22 protein-coding genes are annotated in these 24,516 nt (G+C 49.6%); 21 read left to right on the top strand and 1 reads right to left on the bottom strand.

Annotation, left to right across the window (positions count from 1 at the left end; translation table 11 throughout):
* Positions 1–86: 86 nt before the first annotated feature.
* From MTBMA_RS03085 to argB, 10 genes are all read left to right on the top strand, one after another.
* A complete protein-coding gene (locus tag MTBMA_RS03085) occupies positions 87–2,450 on the top strand; it encodes a PAS domain S-box protein (protein ID WP_013295446.1) in 2,364 nt (787 codons plus the stop codon).
* Between the two features lie 41 nt (positions 2,451–2,491).
* A complete protein-coding gene (locus tag MTBMA_RS03090) occupies positions 2,492–3,697 on the top strand; it encodes a tRNA (5-methylaminomethyl-2-thiouridine)(34)-methyltransferase MnmD (RefSeq protein ID WP_013295447.1) in 1,206 nt (401 codons plus the stop codon).
* A 178-nt stretch (positions 3,698–3,875) separates the two neighbouring features.
* Entirely contained in the window at positions 3,876–5,813 is a 1,938-nt protein-coding gene (gene tgtA, locus MTBMA_RS03095) for a tRNA guanosine(15) transglycosylase TgtA (protein WP_013295448.1), read from the top strand.
* The gene (locus MTBMA_RS03100; RefSeq protein ID WP_013295449.1) at positions 5,814–6,167 is read left to right on the top strand and encodes a nascent polypeptide-associated complex protein; all 354 of its coding nucleotides are present in this window, start codon (positions 5,814–5,816) and stop codon (positions 6,165–6,167) included. It abuts the gene before it with no gap.
* A complete protein-coding gene (locus MTBMA_RS03105) occupies positions 6,167–6,904 on the top strand; it encodes a metallophosphoesterase family protein (RefSeq protein ID WP_013295450.1) in 738 nt (245 codons plus the stop codon). The genes MTBMA_RS03100 and MTBMA_RS03105 overlap by 1 nt, the downstream gene beginning before the upstream one ends.
* A gap of 18 nt (positions 6,905–6,922) precedes the next feature.
* Positions 6,923–7,948 carry an NYN domain-containing protein gene (locus MTBMA_RS03110; protein ID WP_013295451.1) on the top strand — a complete coding sequence of 342 codons (1,026 nt, stop codon included), beginning with the start codon at positions 6,923–6,925 and terminating at the stop codon, positions 7,946–7,948.
* Positions 7,948–9,153: a hypothetical protein gene (locus MTBMA_RS03115; protein ID WP_013295452.1), complete on the top strand. Its 1,206-nt coding sequence runs from the start codon at positions 7,948–7,950 to the stop codon at positions 9,151–9,153. Before MTBMA_RS03110 ends, MTBMA_RS03115 begins: the two co-directional genes overlap by 1 nt.
* Positions 9,154–9,203: 50 nt before the next feature.
* Positions 9,204–9,491 carry a hypothetical protein gene (locus MTBMA_RS03120; RefSeq protein ID WP_013295453.1) on the top strand — a complete coding sequence of 96 codons (288 nt, stop codon included), beginning with the start codon at positions 9,204–9,206 and terminating at the stop codon, positions 9,489–9,491.
* A 45-nt stretch (positions 9,492–9,536) separates the two neighbouring features.
* Positions 9,537–10,730, top strand: coding sequence for a bifunctional ornithine acetyltransferase/N-acetylglutamate synthase (argJ, locus tag MTBMA_RS03125; protein ID WP_048901272.1), 1,194 nt, complete (start codon positions 9,537–9,539; stop codon positions 10,728–10,730).
* Between the two features lie 33 nt (positions 10,731–10,763).
* Positions 10,764–11,645, top strand: a complete 882-nt coding sequence (gene argB / locus MTBMA_RS03130; RefSeq protein WP_013295455.1) for an acetylglutamate kinase — start codon at positions 10,764–10,766, stop codon at positions 11,643–11,645.
* 78 nt (positions 11,646–11,723) lie between these two features.
* Here argB and aksF read toward each other — a convergent pair whose 3' ends face one another.
* Positions 11,724–12,713: a homoisocitrate dehydrogenase gene (gene aksF / locus MTBMA_RS03135; protein WP_013295456.1), complete on the bottom strand. Its 990-nt coding sequence runs from the start codon at positions 12,711–12,713 to the stop codon at positions 11,724–11,726.
* A 104-nt stretch (positions 12,714–12,817) separates the two neighbouring features.
* Here aksF and MTBMA_RS03140 point away from each other — a divergent pair, with 104 nt between their 5' ends.
* From MTBMA_RS03140 to MTBMA_RS03190, 11 genes are all read left to right on the top strand, one after another.
* A complete protein-coding gene (locus MTBMA_RS03140; protein ID WP_148215539.1) occupies positions 12,818–13,696 on the top strand; it encodes a tetratricopeptide repeat protein in 879 nt (292 codons plus the stop codon).
* A gap of 215 nt (positions 13,697–13,911) precedes the next feature.
* Complete coding sequence (locus MTBMA_RS03145) at positions 13,912–14,478, top strand: HEAT repeat domain-containing protein (RefSeq protein WP_013295458.1); 567 nt, start codon at positions 13,912–13,914, stop codon at positions 14,476–14,478.
* Positions 14,479–14,481: 3 nt separating this feature from the next.
* Positions 14,482–15,459 carry a malate dehydrogenase gene (locus MTBMA_RS03150; protein WP_013295459.1) on the top strand — a complete coding sequence of 326 codons (978 nt, stop codon included), beginning with the start codon at positions 14,482–14,484 and terminating at the stop codon, positions 15,457–15,459.
* Positions 15,460–15,840: 381 nt separating this feature from the next.
* The gene (pdxT, locus tag MTBMA_RS03155; RefSeq protein ID WP_013295460.1) at positions 15,841–16,419 is read left to right on the top strand and encodes a pyridoxal 5'-phosphate synthase glutaminase subunit PdxT; all 579 of its coding nucleotides are present in this window, start codon (positions 15,841–15,843) and stop codon (positions 16,417–16,419) included.
* The gene (locus tag MTBMA_RS03160) at positions 16,407–17,324 is read left to right on the top strand and encodes a class II glutamine amidotransferase (protein ID WP_013295461.1); all 918 of its coding nucleotides are present in this window, start codon (positions 16,407–16,409) and stop codon (positions 17,322–17,324) included. The genes pdxT and MTBMA_RS03160 overlap by 13 nt, the downstream gene beginning before the upstream one ends.
* 9 nt (positions 17,325–17,333) lie before the next feature.
* Positions 17,334–18,023, top strand: a complete 690-nt coding sequence (locus MTBMA_RS03165; protein ID WP_013295462.1) for a GltB/FmdC/FwdC-like GXGXG domain-containing protein — start codon at positions 17,334–17,336, stop codon at positions 18,021–18,023.
* On the top strand, positions 18,023–19,078 hold the full coding sequence (locus MTBMA_RS03170; RefSeq protein WP_013295463.1) for a Coenzyme F420 hydrogenase/dehydrogenase, beta subunit C-terminal domain: 1,056 nt from the start codon (positions 18,023–18,025) through the stop codon (positions 19,076–19,078). The genes MTBMA_RS03165 and MTBMA_RS03170 overlap by 1 nt, the downstream gene beginning before the upstream one ends.
* 12 nt (positions 19,079–19,090) lie before the next feature.
* Positions 19,091–20,590, top strand: coding sequence for a glutamate synthase-related protein (locus MTBMA_RS03175; protein WP_013295464.1), 1,500 nt, complete (start codon positions 19,091–19,093; stop codon positions 20,588–20,590).
* A 123-nt stretch (positions 20,591–20,713) separates the two neighbouring features.
* A complete protein-coding gene (locus tag MTBMA_RS03180) occupies positions 20,714–22,090 on the top strand; it encodes an MFS transporter (RefSeq protein ID WP_013295465.1) in 1,377 nt (458 codons plus the stop codon).
* Between the two features lie 112 nt (positions 22,091–22,202).
* Complete coding sequence (locus tag MTBMA_RS03185) at positions 22,203–23,570, top strand: MFS transporter (RefSeq protein WP_013295466.1); 1,368 nt, start codon at positions 22,203–22,205, stop codon at positions 23,568–23,570.
* A gap of 232 nt (positions 23,571–23,802) precedes the next feature.
* On the top strand, positions 23,803–24,498 hold the full coding sequence (locus MTBMA_RS03190; RefSeq protein WP_048901179.1) for a CDGSH iron-sulfur domain-containing protein: 696 nt from the start codon (positions 23,803–23,805) through the stop codon (positions 24,496–24,498).
* Positions 24,499–24,516 lie beyond the last annotated feature (18 nt).

The following is a 24,516-nucleotide window of genomic DNA, read 5'->3' on the forward strand; positions in this document are numbered from 1 at the left end:
CACGTCTCACTTCCATGGATTGATTCACTTTCCTTAACTATATATCTATGATGGATAAATAGTGATAATAATACCCGGGTGGTCCCATGAATCCACTGGCCCTGATTTCAATCACTGCTTTTGTGACTGCAACCGTCTCTGGAATATACATCTTTGTGAAGAACCCTGAGAGCCGTTTCAACAGGACACTCCTTGCTTTTTCGGCACTTGTCGCATACCTTTCACTCACAGATTTCGGCCTTTACATCTCAGAATCCTATGGGATGGCAGCCCTCTGGGTCAGAATGGGGTTCCTCTGGCCATTTGTGGTTCCTGTGATCCTCCATATGGTAATGATATTCACGGGAAGAATGAGAAGATGGTACACTCTCGCAGCACTCTACGTACCTGCATTTATATTTTCAGTCCTTGAGCTTACAACTGGCCTCATAACGGCGGGCCCGCTGCTTACACCATGGGGATGGACCTTCGCAGCATCCAGATCACCAGCATATGACCTTTCAACCATCTGGGGACTCGTCGTGGGGTTGATTGCACTTATACTTGTTGTGATTCACCTCAAGTCATCCTCCAGTAAAGGGAGGACCCAGGGACTCTACCTTTTCACGGGCCTCCTACTTCCCATTATAACTGGGTTCCTGACTGACTTCATGCTCCCATTTACGGGTATTGAGGTCCCATCACTCACAAACCCTGCTGCCGCAGCAGGGGTGGCAATAATAGCCTACGGGGTACTCAGGTTTCACATACCAGTGCTCAGTCCAATAAATGCAGCGATGGACATTGTAAGGAGCATGAACAGTTTCCTCATCATAACAGACCTTGAATTCAGGATATCCTACGTTAACCCGGCAGCTGAGAGGTTAACGGGTTTCAGTGCAGCGGAACTTCTGGGAAGAAGGATAGATGAGGTCATGGAATTTGAGGGTAAACTATCTGAAATGATGGGATCCATGGCGGAGTCAGCCCTGAAATCAAGGGATGGGCTGGTACCTGTTGTTGTATCCGCTGGTCACATTCATGGAAGTGGAGGTGAACACGTTGGCCTCCTCTTCACAGGCTCAGATATAAGGCCGATAAAGGAGATGGAACAAAAACTTAAAAGGAGGGAGGAACGCCTTGTGCTGCTCACAGAGCACATGGCTGATGGCCTCGGGGAATTTGACAGGGACTTCAACTTCAGATACCTCAGCCCATCAGTGAAGAACATAACAGGTTACAGCCATGAGCACCTCATCAACAGGTCCGCCATCGATTTCCTGGATTACGTGCACCCCGATGACCGGGAAAATGTCAGGGACCTTATCATGAGTGATGAGGAAATGCACAGGGCAACATTCAGGATAAAAAGGCCAGATGGGAGCTACAGGTGGGTGGAGTACGTTGACAGGCCCATCCGCAGAGATGGTGGTATCAGTGGCTATGTATTCGGCCTGAGGGATATACATGAACATAAACTCGCAGAGGAGGCCCTCAGGGTGAGCCGGGAGAAGTTCAGGGAGCTTTTCAGGAACATGAATGCAGGGGTAATCGCTTTAACTCCTTTTAAAGGAGGGTTCAGGGTTTTATCCATGAATCCTGCCGCTGAGGAGATGGAGGGTGTCGTCTGCGGGGACGTGAAGGGAATGGAACTTGAGAAGGCACTTCCAGGAATCGCAGAATCCAGTATCAGAGAAGCCCTTGAAGGGGTGACTGGGAAGGATGGACCACTGCACCTCCCTGAGGTTAAACGTGGTGAGAGATGGCTTGAAGTGTACATATACAGGCTTTCAACAGGTGAGGTTGTTATAATATACTGTGATATAACCCTCAGAAAGGAGTATGAGGAGAGGCTGAGATCCTCCCTAAGGGAGAAGGAGGCGCTTCTGAGGGAGGTGCACCACAGGGTCAAGAACAACTTCCAGATAATATCCAGCCTCATAAACCTCCAGTTATCTGAAATCCAGGACCCAGCACCCCTCCTGGACCTTCAGAGCAGGGTTCAATCCATGGCCCTAGTACATGAACTCCTCTATGAATCTGAGGATATTACCAGTATCGACATGAGGCGCTACATTGAGAGGCTCACATCATCCATCCTGGACAGCTACCATGCAGCGGGAATAGAACTGAATGTCTCGGCCAAGGATGTGACTCTCCCCATCGAGACAGCCGTGCCCCTGGGCCTCATAATAAATGAGCTCATCACAAATTCCGTGAAATATGCATTCAGTGAGGGGGGCGAGATCACAGTGGAACTGGAATCAGAGGGTGATGATTTCATACTCACCATCTCAGATAATGGTGTGGGTTTTCCACCTGACTTTGTACTTGAGGAGTCTGATTCACTGGGCCTGAAACTTGTAAGTGGCCTTGTGGATCAGCTGGACGGGGACCTTGAAGTGGATATGGAGGATGGAACCCAATTCAGGGTAAGATTCTCGGTTGTGCCCTACAGGCCCAGAATATAGGAAGGGCAAACTTTAAGTTAAAATGCACTGGATCATTTAACATGGTACTCACACCAAGGGATGATGTTCTGAGGGCGGTTAGAAGTTACTTTGAAAGTGAGCGCCAGGATGGGAGAAACAGGCGCACTGAAGTATGGCGTTCACTTTCAGATAGTTTCATAAGAACCGCTGATGGCTCATACACCCTGGAGTCAGATTCCGGTGGGGAGGCCATGCACACCAGGAGCGGCGCCATAACAGAGTCCTTTGAAAAATTTGTAAGGCCCTCGATACCACCTGATGCAGAGGAAATCAGGGTTCTCGACCTATGTTCTGGCCTCGGGTATAATACAGCGGCGCTCCTTGAATTCACATCTGCCGGTGAGGTTACAGTGGACATGGTGGAGGTCTCCCCTGAGACAATGGCAGCGGCCCTTATCGTCCCCTCGCCGGTAAAATCCCATGAACTTGTCAGGGCTGCCTATGAGGACCGCCTTATGGATATGGGAATCGTCAGCGTAAGGGCATCTCCCCCACTGCCCCCTGAGGTCACCCTGCGGGTTCACTGCGGGGATGCAAGGGAGACGCTCCAGAAACTTGAGGCTGAATACTATGATGCCGTCTTCCTTGACGCATTCAGTCCAGGGGTTTCACCTGAACTCTACACGGTGGAGTTTCTATCACAGATAGCCAGGGTTATAAAGCCAGATGGAGTCCTTGCAACCTACACCTCCGCGGCTCCCCTGAGATCCGCCCTTATAGATGTGGGGTTCCATATTGGGGCCGGCCCGGTATTTGGAAGGAAATCTGCAGGTACACTGGCCTCAATGGATCCCTCAAAGATTAAAGAGCCCCTGGACTGGAGGGATGAGAGAATGGTGGCCCTCAGCGATGCAGGGGTACCCTACAGGGATCCCACACTTTCTTCAGATGGTGAAACCATAATTGAGAGACGTAGACTTGAGCGCATGGTAATTCGTGGTGTTACAAGGATATCATCCGCGGTTAAAACCCCGATCTACCTTGGGGGTTCTGTTGAAGGGGACAGGATCGGGCGCAGAGTCCGGCGGAACCTTGAGAGGATGGGCATATCCGATCTGAAGGGAGGGGAGGCACTCTACATAATATGCCCCCAGCTGGATGAATGTGTATGTGGCTGTGGCGAGGAAAGGGTGACAACCTCCAGGGAAAGGATACTCTCAATGAGGAGGAGACTGCTGGAAGTGGCCAGTTTCAGAGGGATGATACAGGAGAATTCAATCTGGTAGTTCATCGGGTTTTAGTGTTCTACTGTAAATTCATATTAGAGGATTCAATGCGTTAATATAAGAATTGATACTTGCATATTTATTAGCGGATTCACTGAGTTTAATGTTAACATAAGGTAATTTCATATTTTTCAGAGCGGATTCGATGAGTTTAATGGTTTAATATTGGGAGGATTTCATGTTTGAGATAAGGTCAAAGGACAACCTGGGAAGAACTGGTGTACTCAAGACAGAACACGGAGAGGTCAGGACACCGGCGCTGATGCCTGTTATACATCCAGGTAAGCAGACCATTGACGTTAAGAGGTTCGGCGCTGAGATCGTGATAACCAATGCCTACATAATCTACAGGAACCCTGAACTCAGGGACGAGGCACTGCGGAGGGGTGTCCATGGACTCATAAACTTTGACGGACCTGTAATGACGGATTCAGGTTCATTCCAGCTCTCAGAGTACGGCGACGTTGAGGTTGAGAACCATGAAATAGTCCGCTTCCAGGATGAGATAGGAACAGACATAGGGACGTCCCTGGATATACCAACACCGCCTGGTGTGAGCCACAGGAGGGCCCTTGAGGAGGTTGAAATCACACTTCAAAGGGCGAGGGAGTCCCTTGAGTACAGGGAGAGGATGATGCTCAACGCCGTTGTACAGGGATCAACCCACCCTGACCTCAGGAGGTACTGCGCCTCACAGCTTGCAGAGCTCCCGGTGGAGCTCCACCCCATAGGTGCCGTCGTACCTCTCATGGAGTCCTACAGGTACAGGGAGCTGGTTGACGCTGTACTATCCTCTGTTTCAGAACTTCCACCATCAAGGCCAAGGCACCTCATGGGGGCTGGGCATCCAATGATATTCGCCCTCGCTGCCTCCATGGGATGCGACCTCTTTGATTCGGCGGCCTACATACTCTATGCAGAGGATGATCGTCTTCTGAGCACAGAGGGGACATATAAACTTGAGAACCTCCAGGAAATGCCGTGCTCATGCCGGGTATGCACGGATTATACCCCATCTGAGCTCCGCGGGATGGAGGCTGAGGATAGAAGGAACCTCATAGCTGAACACAACCTCCATGTGAGCTTTGCAGAGATAAGGAAGGTCCGCCAGGCAATTTATGATGGGAGCCTAATGGAACTTGTTGAGGAGAGATGCAGGGCACATCCAAGGCTCCTTGAGGGATACAGGAGGATGTCGGCTTACGTTGAACTCTCTGAGAGATTCGAGCCAAGGTCCAAACGCTCAGCATTCTTCTACACTGGACCAGAATCACTGGGGCGTGTTGAGGTTCACAGGCATCTTCAGTGGGTTAAGAAAAACCTGAAGGGAAGGATGGCCATCGCAGGCCCATCAAGGAAACCCTACTCATCCACTTTACCCTCCAGTATCAGTGGTTTTCGCTCAATGAAGCCCCAGGCTGATGGAGAATGGAGTGTTGTGGTTGCAGACGTACCCTTTGGCCTCATACCCCTTGAACTTGATCAGGTCTATCCACTCGCCCAGAGCGATGCGCCGGGTATCATGGATCTGGAGGCCAGGCACTTCCTGAGGGAACTGATACTCGACCTTGAGGGGGACGTGATCATCAGTGAGGACCTCTGCAGTGAACTTGGACTTCAGCTTCCACACCCCTATTCTGGGGAGGTGGAGACCTATGTTGATGACCTTGACCGCATAAGGATGATTGCAGAGTACCAGTTCGGTGAGGGGGCCGGCGATGCCCTTTTCCCTGATGATGTGAGGATTGAGAGAAGCCGTAACACAGGGAAGATAAGGCACATCTACTCAGGAGAGAAACTGATATGCACCATGAGGGCATCTGACGGCCTATTCGTGCTCTCAGCCGAGGGTGCCAGGAGGCTTCATGATGGCACAGCCTACCCCCGCTGCAGGGTGGCCGTGAATGAGGAGTCTGAACCATTTGCAAGGGAGGGCAGGAGTGTATTTGCAAAGTTTATAATTGACTGCGACAATAATATAAGGGCCGGTGATGAAGTTTTAATTGTTAATGCTCATGATGAACTTCTGGCCACAGGCAGGGCACTTCTCTGTGCCGAGGAGATGATGGACCTCAACCATGGTCAGGCAGTGAAAACCAGGAAAGGAGGATTTTAAATGATACCGGGCATGGGAATGAACCCAAAGCAGCTGAAACAGATGCAGAGGGCAATGAAGCAGATGGGAATGGATATGAAGGACCTCCGTGGCGTTGAGGAGGTTGTGATCAAACTCAAGAAGAAGGAGATCATAATAAAAAATCCCCGCGTGAATGTCATGGACTTCATGGGCCAGAAGACCTATCAGGTGACCGGCAAGGCCCGTGAATGTGACCTTGAAGCTGAGGTTAAGATACCCGATGATGACATTGAACTTGTCATGAACCAGACCGGTGTAAGCCGGGAGGAAGCCACCAGGGCCCTTCAGGAAACCGGGGGTGACCTGGCAGAGGCCATTATGAGGTTGAGCTGATGGTCTTAATAGCCCATATCTCGGATCTCCATGTGGGCGCACCCAACTTCAAGGAGGACATACTCCTTGAGGCCATAAGACAGATAAATGAGCTTAAACCTGACGCAACCGTTATAACCGGTGACCTTACAGATAACGGCTACTACCTTGAATTCCTGCAGGCCGCCGAGTACCTCAGCGACCTCAAGGGGCCCCACATATTTGTTCCAGGGAACCATGATGCAAGACATGTGGGAAACGAGACCTTTGAGGATGTCTTCAGGTACAGGAAGGGGACCTTTGTGATGGATGACCTCACAATAATAGGACTTGACAGCAGTGAGCCTGATCTCGACTACGGCAAGATAGGGAGGTCCCAGCAGATCTGGATGGAGGAGGAACTTGAGAGGGCCTCAGAGAGGGGACATTTCAGGGTTATAGCCCTCCACCACCACATAATACCTGTTCCCAAGACAGGCCGTGAGAGGAACGTACTTGCAGATGCAGGGGACATACTCTATTCAATAATCAGGAAGGGCGCTGACCTGGTGATATCAGGCCACAAGCATGTCCCCCATGTCTGGAGGGTTGAGGACACTTTCTTTGTAACCGCCGGGACGGTTTCATCCCTTAAACTGAGGGGTAAAGATATTAATTCATATAATACATATTACATTACTGAGGATTCTATAAGAATAGTTCTCAACCAGGTTCAGGGAGAAAGGATTGAACTGGCATCCCACAGCCTGCGGGAATAATCTCATTCAGGTGGTTACTTGAGGGTAATTATAGATGCATCGAACGTCGCCCATTCAAGGAAAAACGACGATGATAGGCCATGCATAGAGAATATACTGTCAGCGGCAGAGGAGCTTGAAAAACTCGGCTATGAACCTGTTATAATTGCCGATGCATCCCTGCGACATGAGATAGATGATAAGGAGAAGTTCAGGAAACTCCTTGAGGAGGGGAAATTCCAGCAGGTTCCCTCAGGTACCACGGCTGATCACTTCATACTCAAGATGGCAGAGGAGGAGGATGCCAAGATACTCTCAAATGATGTATTCAGGGAGTACAAGGACGAGTTTCAGGACATAAACAGCAGGAGGATACCCTACACATTCAGGGATGACAGGATCCTCATAGGGACCTCTGGAAAGCCAAAGAAGGTTAAGAACATCCTCCAGAAAATCTGTAACGAGGCCCTCAAGGAATTCGAGAAGAAGAGGATAGACTCATATAAGGCCAAAAGGGGCAAGAAACTAAGCGGGATAGCCATAGCCAAGGAGGCCATTGACAGAATAAGCAGGAGTCAGGAGGAAGGCCTTGAACCCAAGCTTGAGGGTATATTCATGAAGCTCCCCCTCTTTGAGAAGTTCATGAGCATGGTGGAGGAGGTGGAGCGGACCAGCAACTACATAATATTCGTGCTGGTGCACCCCAGGGACTACAGGGAGGCGGTGAAGTACGCAGGTAACATTGCTGTAACGGTTGGTGACAGGCTCAAACTGGAGCACGCCCCCCTGGTGGCTGTAAGGAACGACCTCTTCCTGAAACCAGGCACATTTGAACTGAACATAATGTACTCTGAGGACGTCATGGAGGAGGCCCCCTACAACGTTAACATAACCATAAATGATCATGATTACAGTTTTGTTAAGAAGAACTCAAGGAACATAGCAAGCACAATCGCAGCCAGGATAGGATCATGGAGGTTCCCCATAGTATCTGTTAAACCCAGCATGCTGCTTGAGAAGCCAGGGGAATTCGATGTGGTTCTTGAAAAGGGAGGCAATGATTGATGGTCATGGATTATCTGCTAAGGAAGATACTGGGATTTTTCATAGGACACAGGGTTCTGAGTATCGGGACCAAGTACATGCCCACCAACAGTACAGAAAGGGAATACGTGGACATGCTCAACTACACAAAGACGATGCTCATAGAGATAGAAAGGGCCCATATCAACACCAGCAACATCTTCGATAACCTCACAAGGGAACTTGGAACTGACAACATCCCCAAGAACAGAAAGTTCATTGAACTCAAACCTGCAGAGAACAGGGTTGACGAGTATGCGCTCCTCAGCAACATAATAATGGGAAGCGACCGCTACCTCTACATTGAGGTCTTCAACGGCGGGCGCATAATGGATGAATTTGTGTCCATAATAGAGAAGGAGAAGGGGAGGATCATCGAGAAGAGTTCAAGCGAGATACTCGCAAGGTTCCTCTCCAAGAACGACGCCATAAGGGTCGCCATAAAACTGATAGGCGCAGGGAGCAAAAGGGGGATAAATGTCAGGGCCGCCGCCGGAATGACGGGGGCCGCGGCAATTGAGAGGGCCATAAACCTCAACAGGGAGATAGGTGAGGTCCCAGGTGTTGGTTTCACAAAGCTGGGAGGGGAATTTGCGATAATATTCACCAGTGAATTCGAACCACTCTCAGGCAGCCCCTCATACCGTGACAACTACCTCTTCATTGACATGATCGACTCAACAGGCTTCATAGAGAGGTTTGGCCGTGACAGCCTTGTTGAGATAATGAACGATATAAAGGCCTACATGGAGAATGACTGCAGGGGAAAGATCGAGGGTTACCGTGAGGGCGGGGACGACCTCATAGCAAACTTTCCCACAAAGGACATGGCTCTGAGGGCGGGGATAGATTCCGCATGGCATGCAATGGACAACGGAGCCAACATAAGGGTGGGTATCGGGAAGACCAGGCGGGAGGCCGGTGAAAGGGCCCAGATTGCCGACAGCATAAAGCTCTGGAACCCCACATCAATCATGATATTTGATGTTGCAGATGGAATATACGGCTACTTCATCCCTTCACCCTTCACAAGGTCTGTTATTGACTTTCTGATGCATAAGAAGTCTGTGGCGCTCCTGGTGTTTGTATTTGTGTTCGTGGCAACCTTCCTTGGCTGGAATATGGGGCACTGGGAGTTTGGTCTTATCGCAATCCTCCTTGCCGTTATCTATGCGGCCACGGCATGAAAAGGAAAGTTATTTAAGGGTACTTCAAGATAATAATAAGGGGAATTGAAATGAGACCTGAAACCGAGGCTAAAATTATTGTTAGCTTCCTGATTTCCCTCATAGCATTTGGCTGCGGGTCAGGTCTGGGCATTGTTATAGGTCTTTCCAACGATAATATTACTGCAGTGGATATTAACGATACTCCATCCAGTGATGTCCAGCTCTCCCCCAGCAGCACCAACCACCTGCCCCTCAACGGGATAAAGGAGCGCGGCAGGGAGGAAGCCCAGAACAGTTACGGGGAAGTCAATGTTGTTAACAGCAACCAGGGGTCCTCCAACAATACAACCTTCTGAGGGGATCCCACTGAACTTTTTTTGGTAGGAGTGGATACTGTGAAAATCAGGTTTATTGAAGGCGGGGTCTGCGCTGTTGATGGAGTGCTCGCTGCAGGTTGCCGCGAAGGTAAATATGGCGTTGGGCTTATCGTCACCAGAAAAGCAACTGCAGCGGGTGTTTTAACATCCAACAGGGTCCGGGCAGAACCTGTTAAATTGACAGAGAAGGTCCTTGAGGGCGGCAGAATTTCAGCCATAGTTGCAAACAGTGGAAACGCCAACTGTTTTACAGGAAGAGACGGGATGGATGATGCCCTCAGGATGGCCAGGGTAACAGCAGAATCCCTGCAGGTGGATGCCGGTGAGGTTGCGGTTGCATCAACTGGCGTTATAGGAAGGAGGATGCCCATCAGGAAGATCGAGTCCCTCATAAGAATGGCTGCAGATCAACTTGAAAACTCCCCGGAAGCCTCAGGGAACCTTGCATCTGCAATAATGACCACAGACACATTCCCCAAGGAGGTTGCGGTGGAGTTCCAGCTTGAAGGCGGTGAGACCGCCCGTATAGGTGCTGTTGCCAAGGGTTCAGGTATGATAGCCCCAAACATGGCCACAATGCTCTCCTTCATAACAACTGATGTTGATGCATCACCTTCAGAGCTCAGGGAGGCCCTCAGGAGGGCTGTTGACGACACCTTCAACATGCTCATAGTGGACGGTGATGAAAGCACCAATGACATGGTTATAATGGCATCAACCTGCAAATCAGGGAGGATAGATGAGAACTTCACTGAGGCCCTTGGGGTCGTCTGCAGGGAACTTGCCCGTATGATGGCACGTGACGGTGAGGGGGCCACCAAGTCATTCCAGGTCGATGTTGTGAATGCCAGGACACGGGAGGATGCAAGGAGGGCCGCCAGGGCAATCGCAGGTTCATCCCTCGTTAAGACGGCAATATTTGGGGCCGACCCCAACTGGGGACGTATAGTTGCGGCTGCAGGATATTCAGGTGCAGAGTTCGACCCCGACAGGATAAGTGTGACCCTAGAATCTGAGAACGGATCTGTGGGAATAGTTGAGGAGGGGGATGTACTGGCCTTTGAGGGCAAACCTGAACTTGAACTTGCAGAGAGGATAATGGGTGATGATGAGATAAGGATAACAGTTGACCTCAACGCCGGCAGTGAATCGGCAACTGCATACGGCTGTGATCTCACCTATGACTATGTGAGGATAAATGCTGAGTATACTACTTAAAGTGATGTATTTATTGTGGTGAAGGGTGTTTGAATGAAGACCGTTAACATTCTGGTGGAGGCACTCCCCTACATCAAGAAGTTTCACAAGAAGAAGATAATGATAAAGTATGGCGGCCACGCCATGATAGATGAGGCTGCAATGGACTCGACCGCACGGGATACTGTGCTGTTGAAGTATGTGGGTATGGAGCCGGTGGTTGTCCATGGAGGCGGCCCTGAGATTTCAAGGGCCATGAACAAGATGGGCAAGGAGCCAAGGTTCATAGAGGGCCTCAGGGTTACAGATGAGGAGACCATGGAGATCGTCAAGATGGTTCTTGTGGGTAAGATAAACACGAGCATCGTCTCAAAGATATGCTACCATGGAGGAAGGGCCATAGGACTGTCAGGTAAGGACAGCAACCTTCTCCTTGCAAAAAAGAGGGCTCCACATGTTGTTAAGGATAGTGAAACAGGTGAGAGAAGGGAGATAGACCTTGGACTTGTGGGTGAAATTGAATCAGTGGACCCAAGCATAATCAACATGCTCACAGATAACAACTACATCCCTGTGATATCACCCATCGGTGTTGACAGGAACGCCAACACACTGAACCTCAATGCAGATACGGTTGCAGGTGAGGTTGCAGCGGGTATAGGGGCAGAGAAGCTTATAGTCTTAACAGATGTGCCTGGAATACTCGAGGACCCCTCAGATCCCGACACCCTCATAAGGAAGGTGACTGTTGATGAACTCAGCGACCTTGTAAAGAGCGGTATAGTGGAGGGGGGGATGCTCCCCAAGACACTCACATGCATACAGGCCATAAATGATGGTGTCTCCTCAGCCCATATAATAGATGGAAGGGTTGAGCACTCACTTCTACTTGAAATATTCACAAAGAAGGGAATCGGGACCATGATAACCAAGTGATTGCTTCATGGTCTCTCTTAATTTACTCAGCTAATTCCTTTTTTATGGCATGGGCCATTTCCATGGTACTGGCACTTCCTATTCATCTAATTCCTTTTTTATGGCATGGGCCATTTCCATGGTACTGGCATTTCCCCCAAGATCCGGTGTCATTATACCCTTAAGCAGAGTCCTTTCCAGTGCTTTCTGTATTTTCTGTGCTTCCTGTGTTTTGTTTAGGTGTTTTAGCATGAGTGTTGTTGTTAGTATCATGGCTGTGGGGTTTGCTATGTTTTTTCCGGCTATCTGGGGTGCTGATCCGTGGACTGGTTCGAATATTGCGTTTTTTTCTCCTATATTTGCTGATGGCGCGAGTCCGAGTCCTCCTATGAGTCCTGCTGCTTCGTCTGAGACTATGTCCCCGAAGAGGTTGGTTGTGACCAGGACCTGGAATTCCTGGGGCTGTGTTATGAGGTACATGGCTGTGGCGTCCACGTAGTAGTCCTCTGCCTCCATCCCAGGGTACTTTGATGCCACCCGGTAGAATTCCTCCCTGAACACCCCATCGGTTTTTTTAAGGACATTTGCCTTGTGCACCGCGGTCACACGAGTCCACCCCTCCCTCTTAGCATACTCAAAGGCAAATCGACTTATCCTCCTGGATGCGGAGCGTGTTATGATCCTCCTTGCAACAGCCCCATCAGCGGTGAACTCCTCATCACCCACATAGAGGTCCTCAGTGTTCTCCCTCACTATGACAAAGTCAAGGTCAGGGTAGAGGCACGGCACACCAGGAAGGGACTTCACAGGCCTCAAATTCGCAAAAAGATCAAGCTCACGCCTCAATGTAATAATGGCACTCTTCTGGCCGGGCACGGTTGTAACTGCACCAAAGAGTGTTGCATCGGACCTTCTGACGAGTTTCACTGTTTCCTCTGGTATGGTTTCACCGCACCTCATGAAGCACTCATTACCTGCCTCTGCATACACAAATTCCAGTTCAAGGTCCAGTCCTCCAAGAACGTGGAGGGCGGCTTCCATAACCTCCTTACCGATACCATCACCGGGTATAACTGTTATCCTGTACATCTGAACACCTTAAGTTTAATTCCATGAATTCAGATTCCATGTGAGATGGTATAATATTTAAGGATCCTATGATAAAAGTATACCCAAGTGGGGGGAATTTTTTCATGCTCAACGTTCTCAGTATCTTTGATTCCCTGAGGGATGATAGAAGCGCACTCAGACACTACAAGAAGAAGCTTCACGAGTACCAGGAACATGAGGCCGAGGTTCTCATAGATATAGGGGTCATCTACCTTGACAGGGGGGAAATAGAGAGGGCAGTGGGAAGCTTTGAGGAGGCCCTTGAAACCTACAGGAAACTCAAATTCCCTGAAGGAGTCGCATATGCATCTGAACTCCTTGGGGACTCCCTGATGGCTCAGCGGGAATTTGATAGGGCGATGAAATGCTACTCAGAGTCACTCTCAATATACTCGGAGATCAACAGCAAGGTTGCAGATGAACTGAGGGATAAGATATATGAGGCGGGTAAGATAAAGGAGGCACTGAGTTCAGATGATACTGAACCTGAACCCGTCAAGCGGGATTCACAGTCCACAGACATTCAATCTGAGACCCAGAAAATCTTCAGACTTGCAGATGACCTCATGGGTATCATTGACTCCTTTGAATCATACGGGAAGTGCTGGGAGGACCGTGACATAGACACCCTCAATTCCAATCTGGAGTCTGCCACAATTATACGTGACCGCCCAACGGAGGCCCTTCTCAATCTTCTGATAGGTCGCTACAGGATGGAGGAGGGTGAGCTCTATGATGCCCTGAAGTTCATTAAAAGGTCCAACAGGATATTCAGGGAGAGTGGAGATTCTGCAGGAATTGCAGTATCCCTTGTGATCCTTGGAGTTCTCTTATTCCTTATTGATGAACGTGAAAATCTCTACAATGTATTTAAGGAGGCGCTTGAGATTTTCAGGGCACTTGGACTTGAAGACGCTGAGAAGGTTACAATGAATATCATAAATACCCTCACCAGGACCTGAACCTCAGTTCTTACTTACCAAATCATAAATACCCTCAGTGGGAGCTGAATCCCATTTCTTCCTTACTTTACCTGCACCTCATGACATTTTAGCCGTATTTTTTTGTTTGATCACTGTAAGATACAATTCATGAAAATCCATGGGCTTCAGCCCCCAGTTTTCCAGGATAAGTATTATGTATCCATGCGGACATAACGAATATAACAGGTGATAACATGCAGAGGAGAGAAAACGTTGCGAGGCTCATTGAGCAGTTAAGGGAAGACGATGAACTCATGAGGGTTCAGGTTATTGAACTCCTCAGTGAGATAGGTGAACCAGCGGTTGAACAGCTCATTGAGGCCCTCGACGATGATAACAAGTTTGTTAGGAGGGGGGCCGCAGCGGCGCTTGGTAAGATTGGGGATCCCCGGTCCATAGAACCCCTCATAGAGGCCCTGGCCGATGAGAATAAATGGGTTCGAAGGGACGCATCAACTGCCCTTGCAAAGATGGGTGAAGAGGCAGTGGAACCCCTCCTTGAGAGCCTCTCAAGTGACGACTGGAAGATAAGGGGTGCTGCCGCATGGGTCATAGGGAACTTCAGGGATGAGAGGGCTGTTGAACCACTCATTGAACTCCTGGAGGATGACAGTGGCTTTGTGAGAAGTGGTGCTGCAAGGTCACTTGAGCAGATAGGTGGTGAACGGGTGAGAGAAGCGATGGAGAAACTGGCAGAGACCGGGACAGGATTTGCAAGAAAGGTCGCCCTCAGCTACCTTGAAACTCACCAGGAGGAGTGATTTTTGAAGGTAAGTATAATTGGGTCAACAGGGCGTGTTGGAAGGGCAACGGCACTGTGCCTTGCAGAGGAAGAGGCTGTGAAGACACTGCACCTCATATCAAGGAGGGAGAGCCTTGAGCAGAACATTGGAGAGGTCCTTGATATGAGCGATGCCCTTGCAGCCAAGGGGGTTTCGGTTAAACTGGAGAACTCTGCTGACATAGAAAATGTCCATGGCTCAAGGATAGTTGTTATAACAGCAGGTGTTCCCAGAACCGCTGATATGGACAGGGATGACCTTGCATTCCAGAATGGGGTTATCGTTGCCGAGTATGCAAGACAGATTGCCAGATTCGCCCCGGATTCAATTATACTTGTTGTGACCAATCCTGTTGATGTGATGACCTACGTTGCACTCAAGTATTCGGGTTTTCATCCCAGCAGGGTATTTGGCCTTGGAAACCACCTTGACTCCCTCAGGCTCAAGAATTACATGGCAAGGCATTTCAATGTCCATGTTAGTGAGGTTCACACCCGGGTTATCGGGCAGCACGGCCCCTACATGGTCCCCCTTATCAGCTCGACATCAATAGGGGGTATACCGATTGAGCACTATGCAAGGAGGGACTACTTCTCTGGTTACCGGAGGTTCGACCTCAAGAAGACCATAGAGAAGGTTATCAATGCAGGTAGCAACATCATAAGCAGGAAGGGGGCCACCGAGTATGGTCCGGCCTTCGCAATCTCCAACATAGTGACAACGATACTGAATGACGAGCGGAGGATACTCACGGTTTCAACCCTCATGGAGGGCGAGATTGATGGTATCAGGGACGTGTGCCTGGGTGTGCCGGTGAAGCTCGGTAAAAATGGTATAGAGGGTGTTGTACCTGTTTTAATGGACAGGGATGAGAGGGAAACCTTCAGGGAGGCTGCAAGCCATGTCAGAAACTCCACAATGAAGGTTATGGAGTTTCTGGATGAGGAACTTCCACTTTAGTATCGCTGGCTTTTTTTGCTTGATCACGGGCTTTCAGGGTGAAGGTTCTTTCATCCACCCATTTCCATTTCAGGGGGTCCCATTGTGTGCTGGTTATCTTTCAGGTCAGGACCCATAAGGCTGGACCTGCACTGGCAGCAGGGTCCAATGGCACAGGTTATCTTTCAGGTCAGGGACCCTGATGTTATGGAACCCTTTTAGAGGCACCATGGAAATATTTATATAACTGTTCAATTATAAGTTAATTCAAGACCTGGTTTCTGAACATTGTACATCGATATTCTGCTGGGTCAGGGTTCAGAGATAACCGGCAACTATTTTCCGGTATATTTATATGGTCACGTGCCAAAAACCTAATCAAAAAAACTGAAAGGAGACACCATGATAAGGATAGGCATTCTTGATCTTCAGGGCGATGTTTCCGAGCACCTCGAGATGACCCGGAGGGCAGTTGAGAGGATGGATGTGGATGCAGAGGTAGTGAAGGTGAGAACAGCGGAGGATGCATCAGCTGTAGATGCAATAATAATCTCCGGCGGTGAGAGCACCGTCATAGGTAAACTCATGGAGGAGACAGGGATAAAGGATGTTATCCTCACCGAGAACAAAGCAGTGATGGGGACCTGTGCCGGGATGGTTCTTCTTGCAAGGGAAACAGACTATGAACAGCCCCTCCTGGGACTCATAGACATGAAGGTTAAGAGAAACGCCTTTGGAAGGCAGAAGGATTCCTTTGAGGAAGACATAGAGATACTTGGAAGAAAATTCCATGGAATATTCATAAGGGCGCCAGCTGCCGTCGAAGTGGGTGAGGGGGCCGAGGTACTGTCCAGAATCGATGAAGGGATCATCGCAGTGAAGGAGGGCTGCAACCTTGCACTTGCCTTCCACCCTGAACTGGGAGAGAACACGGGACTTCACGAATACTTTATAAAGGAGGTATTGAATTGTGTGGAATAGCAGGAGTGGTCTACAAGGATGGTAAACTTCATAACGTTGGGGCAGACATGACGAGGATGCTCCATGCGCTGCAGCACAGGGGCCCCGACTCAGCGGGTTTCTCAATCTATGGAGGTCTTGGTCTTGAGGAGAACGAGTACCTCCTTAACATTGAGGTTAAAGAAAAGAAGGGGCTTCTTGAGAGGGTCAAGGAAACAGTTGAAACGGTGAGCCCCATAAGGAAGGATGAGGTCATCCCATCAGTTGAGAACTACATAATATACCGCTGCAGGATCACCCTTGAATCATTCTCACAGCTTAAACCACTCATAATGGAGATAGACAGGATAGAGGATGTCATAGTACTCAATGGAAGCCACTCCTTTGAAATGATAAAGGATGTGGGATCTGTACTTGAAATAGCAGACCGCTACGACACCTGGTCAAAGAAGGGCACACATGCCATAGGCCACACAAGGTTCTCGACAGAGAGCATAGTTGACAGGTACCATGCACACCCCTTCCAGAGCTACATCATCCCTGACATAACTGTGGTACACAACGGCCAGATAACCAACTACTGGAAGATAAGGGAACCCCTTGAGAGGAAGGGACACATATTCGAGACAAACAACGACACAGAATGTATAGTCCACTACGTTGCAGATAAACTGGCATCAGGCTACAGCCTGGAGGAGGCACTTGAACAGTCAGTGAAGGACATGGACGGACCTTTCTCATACATAGTCGGAACACCCACCGGTGTGGGTATAGCAAAGGACCAGCTCGGCCTCAGGCCAGGGGTGATGGCAGAGAACGATGAGGTATTCGCGGTTGCATCAGAGGAGGTCTCCCTGAGGGAGGTCATGGATACAACCGAGGTTGAACAGATATCCCCCGGCGAGGTCAGGGTATACGAGATATAGGGTGATATGATGAGGGAAGCAGTAGTTGATGCAGAATCAAAAACCCCCAGGGAGGTTAACAGGGCCATAAAGAGCCTGGCAAAGGACCACGACAGGATAGTGGTTAAAAACCCCAACGCCATGCACTACATCGGCGCGGGACTCACAGAGGACGTGGAGCTCATAATAGATGGTTCAGCCGGATACTTCGCCGCGACAATGATACACGGCCCAAGGGTTAAGATAAATGGTAACGCAGGATGGTTCCCTGCAGACAACATGACAGAAGGTGAGGTCATAATAGAGGGATCCGCTGGAGACGGAGTCGGACAGGGAATCTACGGCGGAACAGTCGTTGTAAGGAAGGGAGCAGGGTCAAGGACAGGAGAGATAATGAAGAACGGGACCATCATCATAGGTGGAAACTCAGGTTTCATGACAGGCCTATTCATGATGGGCGGCCGCATAATAGTCCTGGGGGACCTTGCAGAGGACGCCGGGGAGTCCATCATAAGGGGAACGATATACGTTGGTGGAGAAATAAAAAGCCTTGGAAAGAACGCAAAGGTTGAGGACATAACCCCTGAGGAGGAAGAGGAACTCAGAGGCGTCCTCTCAGCATACGGATTTGAACTTGAGGATGAGGAATACCATTCCTTCAGAAAGATTGTCCCAAGAAGCAAAAGGCCATTCTATGGCGAAGAATCGGAGGAAGGATAATGAGCAGATATGCAATGGTCGGAACACCCTGCCAGATAACAGCAGCCACACTGATGAAGGAATATAACGGGGAATTCCCTGTTGAACTCAGAATCGGGCTCTTTTGCATGGAGAACTTCTCCTACACCTACCTGAGGGAACTTGCAGAGGCGGAGGGTGTTGACCTCAGGGATGTTTCAGAGTGCAGGATAGAGAAGGGCAGGCTCTGGTTCCACCTCAACGATGGAAGCACAGTATCCATACCACTTGAAAGGGCCAGGTCTGCAATGAGAAAGAACTGCTCTGTGTGCATGGACTTCACATCAGAACAGTCAGACGTTTCAGTGGGATCTGTGGGCTCACCGCAGGGATGGTCAACACTCATAATAAGGACGGAAAGGGGCAGAGAGCTGGTTGATGGGGCCGCAAAGGCAGGATACATTGAGACAGCACCCATAACCGGGAAGGGCCTCAAACTTCTTGAAAAACTTGCATCAGGTAAAAAGGAGGAGAACCTTGAGGAGATACAGAGAAGGGAATCAGTTGCGAGGCCCGTACTCTACTGGAGGGTGATGCCCGGGGACCTCTACCCTGAGGAAATTAAGGACTGCCAGTTCGATGATCTTCGGGCAGATGTCATCGATGTTGGCGCATGCGTGCTCTGCGGGGCCTGCGAGGCGTCATGCCCGGAGGGTATTGTGAGGATAAACGACAGAAAACCTGAGGTTAAGGGCGGATGTCCCGGGGGCTGCAACGCATGCTATGTGGCATGTCCAAGGACCTACGTACCCGACAGCATAATAAGTCACGAGTCCGCGGCCGAACCACTGGGGGAGTACACTGAGATACTATCTGCAAGGGCCCCCATGTTCAGGGGCCAGGATGGTGGTGTTGTAACCGCACTCCTGACCTATGCCCTCAGGGAGGGAATCGTGGACGGGGCACTGGTGGTTGACAGGGACCCTGCAATGCCATGGAAACCCGTACCTGTACTGGCAGAGGATCCAGAGGATGTTGTGAGGGCTGCAGGTACCAAGTACTCAGTATGCCCGATATTGAAGGTATTAAAGGAGTAAGAGGGGTTAAAGATGCCTTTTAAGGTTGAGAGAAAGGAAGATGTATGTAAGAGGAACTTTGACCGTCCCGGCTGCTGCTGGTACATGTGTGATAACCGGGACGAGTCACTCTGTGCAAACTGTTACTCATGCTATAACAACTGTCCACATGATGTTTACGAGATAATAAACGGGGAACCAGTACCCCTGAGGCATGAAAACTGTGTGGGGTGCCGTATATGTGAGGAGATGTGCCCCAACAATGCAATAGAGGTTAACGCCGTACCCGAGGACCGGAGGAATGTATGGTCATTCACTGACCTGCTTGAGATACAGAGGAAATCCAGGGAGGGTTCCTACAAGGTCAGGGGCTGCGGTGCGGTGAGGAGGATACCCACCTTTGACGACCTTGTGATCATACCGGCCCAGGTCTCAAGGCCACCCATAGATAAGTACAGGGAGCCCTGCAATACCAGGGTGGTGCTGGGTGACAGGTTCGCCGAGAACCCCCTGGAACTTGACACACCAATCATGATAGCGGCCATGTCCTTCGGCGCCCTCAGCAAGGAGGCCAAGATAGCCCTTGCAATGGGGGCAACCCTTGCAGGCACAGCCACAAACACAGGTGAGGGGGGAATGCTCCCTGAGGAGCGTAAATACGCCTCAAAACTTATTGCACAGTATGCATCAGGACGCTTCGGTGTCTCTGCAGAGTACCTCAACAATTCAGAGGCCATTGAGATCAAGATAGGTCAGGGTGCCAAGTCAGGTATGGGCGGACATCTGCTTGCAGAGAAGGTAACAGCGGAGGTCTCAAGGATAAGGATGATACCAGAGGGTACCGATGCACTGAGCCCGGCAAGGCACATGGACATCGTTGGACCTGAGGATCTCAGCATGAAGATATCCCAGCTTCGTGAGATAACCGACTGGAAGGTCCCGATAATGGTCAAGTTCACATCAGGCCGTGTTGCCGATGATGTGAAGATAGCTGCAAAGGCAGGGGCCGATATAGTCGTGGTTGATGGTATGCAGGGAGGTACCGGTGCAGGACCTGACGTTGTAACCGAGCACTCAGGTATACCCACAATAGCAGCCATAGTGGAGGCCGATGAGGCCCTCAAGGAGGTCAACCTCCGTGATGAGGTGAGCCTTGTTGCAGCAGGTGGTATAAGGAGCGGGGCTGACGTTGCAAAGGCCATCGCACTTGGTGCGGATGCGGTCTACATCGGTACAGCGGCCCTTGTCTCGATTGGCTGCCGTGTCTGCCAGATGTGCTACACAGGCACCTGCAGAAAGGGTATTGCAACCCAGGACCCACGCCTCAGGAAGCGCCTTGACTATGTTGAGGCAGGTAAAAACGTTGCAAGGTACATAGAGGCCATGACAGAGGAGGTGTGCATGCTCATACAGCAGGCTGGTAACACTGACGTGAGCAAACTTGAGAAGGATGACCTCAGGGCGCTCACCGTGGAGGCCTCGGCACTTACGGGAGTTAAGATGGCTGGAATGGAGGCGCCGGCCCGGTTTTAGCCGCCAGAACATTTAACTTCCCTGATTTTCATTTTTTAAATTTTTCCATTTTTCATTTTATGAAACCTATTTAAACATGGCAACCCATAGAGTAATAACAGGTTTTTTTCTGGAGGGAATAACTTGAATGAGTACACCAACAGGTCACTCAGGGTCTATGTTCTCATAGCTGCAACCCTATCATCCTTTTTAACACCCTTCATGGGGTCATCCATCAACGTTGCACTCCCTGTGATAGCACTTCACTTCGGGATAGATGCAATACTGCAGACATGGATTCCAACGGCATTTCTCCTTGCAGCGGCAATCTTTGCCGTACCCTTTGGGAGGATATCTGAGATATACGGTATGAAGAGGATTTTTATCTATGGAAACATGATATTCACTGTTTCATCAGTCCTATCAGCATTCTCACCCTCTGCCCTTGCCCTCATAATATTCAGGGCCATCCAGGGCGTGGGATCAGCCATGATATTCGTCACAGGCCTTGCAATGCTCACCCGTGTATTCCCGCCAATGGAGAGGGGTAAGGCCATAGGTATAAACACGGCCGCAGTGTACATTGGACTTTCGATGGGCCCGGTTCTTGGGGGTTTTCTCACGCATTTCCTGGGCTGGCAGAGCATATTCCTTGTCACGGTCCCGGTAACACTCATTGTTCTTGCTGTGTGCCTCCTTAAGGTTGAGGGGGAATGGGCTGATGCCTCAGGGGAAAGTTTCGATGTCCCCGGTTCAATCTCCTACTGTATATTCCTGTTTCTTTTAATGTATGGATTCTCCGCCCTTCCTGAGGTTGTAGGGGCGCTCATGATAGTCCTGAGTATCCTGGCATTCGCGATATTCCTTAAAATTGAACTATCATCAGAGAGCCCTGTGTTCAATGTGAGGCTCTTCAAAAATCTCAGATTCAGTTTCTCAAGTCTCGCGGCCCTCATAAACTACAGTGCAACATTTGCGGTTTCCCTGCTTCTGAGCTACCACCTTCAGTACATCAAGGGACTGGACCCGGGCTCCAGCGGACTCATACTCGTCACGCAGCCCATTGTCATGGCATTCGTGGCCCCCCTGGCAGGGAGGGCCTCTGACAGGTTCAACCCCCAGATACTTGCAGGTATAGGGATGGCAATAAATGCGGCTGCGCTTCTGAGCCTCAGCATCCTTGATAGGGGCACGCCCCTATTCATGATAGTGACATCCCTTCTTGTCCTTGGCCTCGGTTTCGGGTTTTTCTCATCCCCCAACACCAATGCAATCATGGGTTCCGTTGAGAGGAGGGACTATGGCATTGCATCTGCCACCGTGAGCTCCATGCGCCTCATCGGCCAGGCCTTCAGCATAGGTATAGTGACACTCATCTTCGCATTCCTGATAGGGAGGGTTCCAATATCCCCTGCAAATTATGACCTCCTTATAGAGAGCACAAGGATATGCTTCCTGGTGTTCGGGGTCCTATGTTTCATAGGGGTTTTTGCTGCAACAGCCCACAGGAATGACGGCTGATGAGCAGACCCCTAAACTTTTCACAAAAAGTGATTTAATCTACACTTTTTTTATTTTTTTGGAAAATTATTTAAACTATTTTTTATTTAATTTTTATTGAGGGGGGAAATTTTTGAAAGATGATTATCTGAAGGTTTATGTGCTATGCGCAGTGACCTTCTCATCATTCCTCGCACCATTCATGGGTTCATCAATCAATGTGGCCCTCCCCCTTATGGGCGAGAGCCTTAATATGGGACCCTCCCAGCAGACCTGGATTATAACGGCATTTCTTTTAACAGCAAACGTCTTTCTATTGCCATTTGGCAGGTTATCTGAGATATACGGGATAAAGAGGCTCTTCATTTCAGGTAACATCATATTCATCACAGCATCAGTTCTCTGTGCAATGGCACCTGATGCAGCTTCAATCATCCTTTTCAGGGCATTTCAGGGAATCGGGGCCTCCATGGTACTGGTAACAAGGCTTTCTCTCATATCAATGGTGTTCCCTGCATCTGAACGTGGCAGGGCCATAGGTGTGAATACAGCGGCAATAGATATGGGTCTCTTTGCCGGTCCCATCCTGGGAGGTTTTCTGGCAGAGATCATGGGATGGGAGTCCATATTCCTATTCACGGTTCCAGTGGGAATCCTTGTTATACTCATCTCGCTATCCAGAATTGATGACGAGTGGATGGCTGGTGGAAGCAAAAAATTCGATCTGGAAGGGTCACTCACCTACTGCACATCACTTTTTCTCTTCATTCAGGGATTCTCAACACTTGCAAGTGTGAAGGGGCTTCTTCTGCTTGTTCTAAGTTTCCTGGCGTTTTCTCTCTTCATCAAGACGGAAACACAGGCAAGGAACCCACTCTTTAATGTTGAGTTATTTAAAAACAGAAGATTTTCCTTTTCATCCCTTGAAGCCCTTGTGGTATTCACATCCACATTTGCGGTTTCCCTGCTTCTCAGCTACCACCTCCAGTACGTCAGGGGACTCAGCCCCTCTGCCAGCGGACTTATACTCATAGTTCAACCCCTCATGATGGCCCTGATCGCCCCCCTTGCAGGGAGGATGGCCGATATGGTGAAGCCCCATATTCTGACATCAGCGGGTATGGTGCTGATCTTCATGGCACTCATGGGATTTGCAACACTGGGCCCTGATACACCGGAAACAGCAGTAATAATGGGACTCATGCTACTTGGAACGGGTATGGGACTTTTCTCATCCCCAAACACAACAAAGATTATGTGTTCAGTTAAGAGGGATCATGATGGGGTGGCGTCTGCCACCGTGAGCTCCATGCTCCTCATCGGCCAGGCCTTTAGCATGGGTACAGTGACACTGATCTTTGCATTCCTGATGGGGAGTGTTTCACTATCCCCTGCAAATTATGGCCTCCTCATGGAAAGCACAAGAAAATGCTTCCTTTTATTTGGTATTATCTGTTTCATAGGTCTTTTTGCCACAGCAATCCACAGAAACAGTTATTAAATGATCTTATATTGTTTGACAGTTGGGATGATCTGGGTCGCAGCATCAACCGTAAGTTCAATGAGTCTTATCGGGCAGATTCTGAACGGTCACCGCCAGCTTTTCGATTTTTATGGGGAGTCACATATTTTACCTAAGGATAAATATATTGATTAGGGAACAGGGATCTGCTTCATCATATTTGCCTTGCTATGCATGATGGGGATACTTGCTCTGCTTATGGGTGTTAAAGATGAGGATAAGGGTTCTTAAGGACGGACCATACCTTGTGGAGGGCTCGGTACCACTCTATGAGGAGGTAATTGTAACCGATGAGGATGGACACACAAGGGAATTTGTTGAGAGAAGGGAGTTTCCAATGAAGGAGAGGTACCTCCTCTGCCGCTGTGGCGCATCAAAGAACAAACCCTACTGTGATGGAACACACCTTGAGGTGGGCTTTGATGGTACCGAAACAGCATCAAGGAAGCCCTACATTGAAAGGGCGACCGTGTTCAGGGCGGGGGACCTTGAACTCACCGATGTCCCTGAACTGTGCGACCACTCAAGGTTCTGCCTCAGGGCGGGGGGTATAAGGGAACTCCTCAGGAAGGGTGATACTGAGAGCATACAGATAGCCATTGAGGAGGCAATGATCTGCCCATCAGGGAGGCTCGTCCTCTGGGACAGGAGGACCGGGAAACCCTATGAAAGGGACTATGAAAAATCAATAGTGGTTATCCATGATAAACAGAAGAAGTGTGAGGGGCCCCTCTGGGTCAGGGGAGGTATAAAAATAGAATCCGCAGATGGGAGGGAGTATGAGACCAGAAACAGGGTCACACTCTGTCGGTGCGGTTTATCTGAGAACAAACCATTCTGTGATGGTAGCCACTGGATGAGTGCAGAGGAGAAGCTTGAATTTAAGAGGAAGTGGGGTATTGAGTAGTTTTTTTGAGGAGAAGCT

The organism is Methanothermobacter marburgensis str. Marburg, from assembly GCF_000145295.1.
Classification (GTDB): domain Archaea; phylum Methanobacteriota; class Methanobacteria; order Methanobacteriales; family Methanothermobacteraceae; genus Methanothermobacter; species Methanothermobacter marburgensis.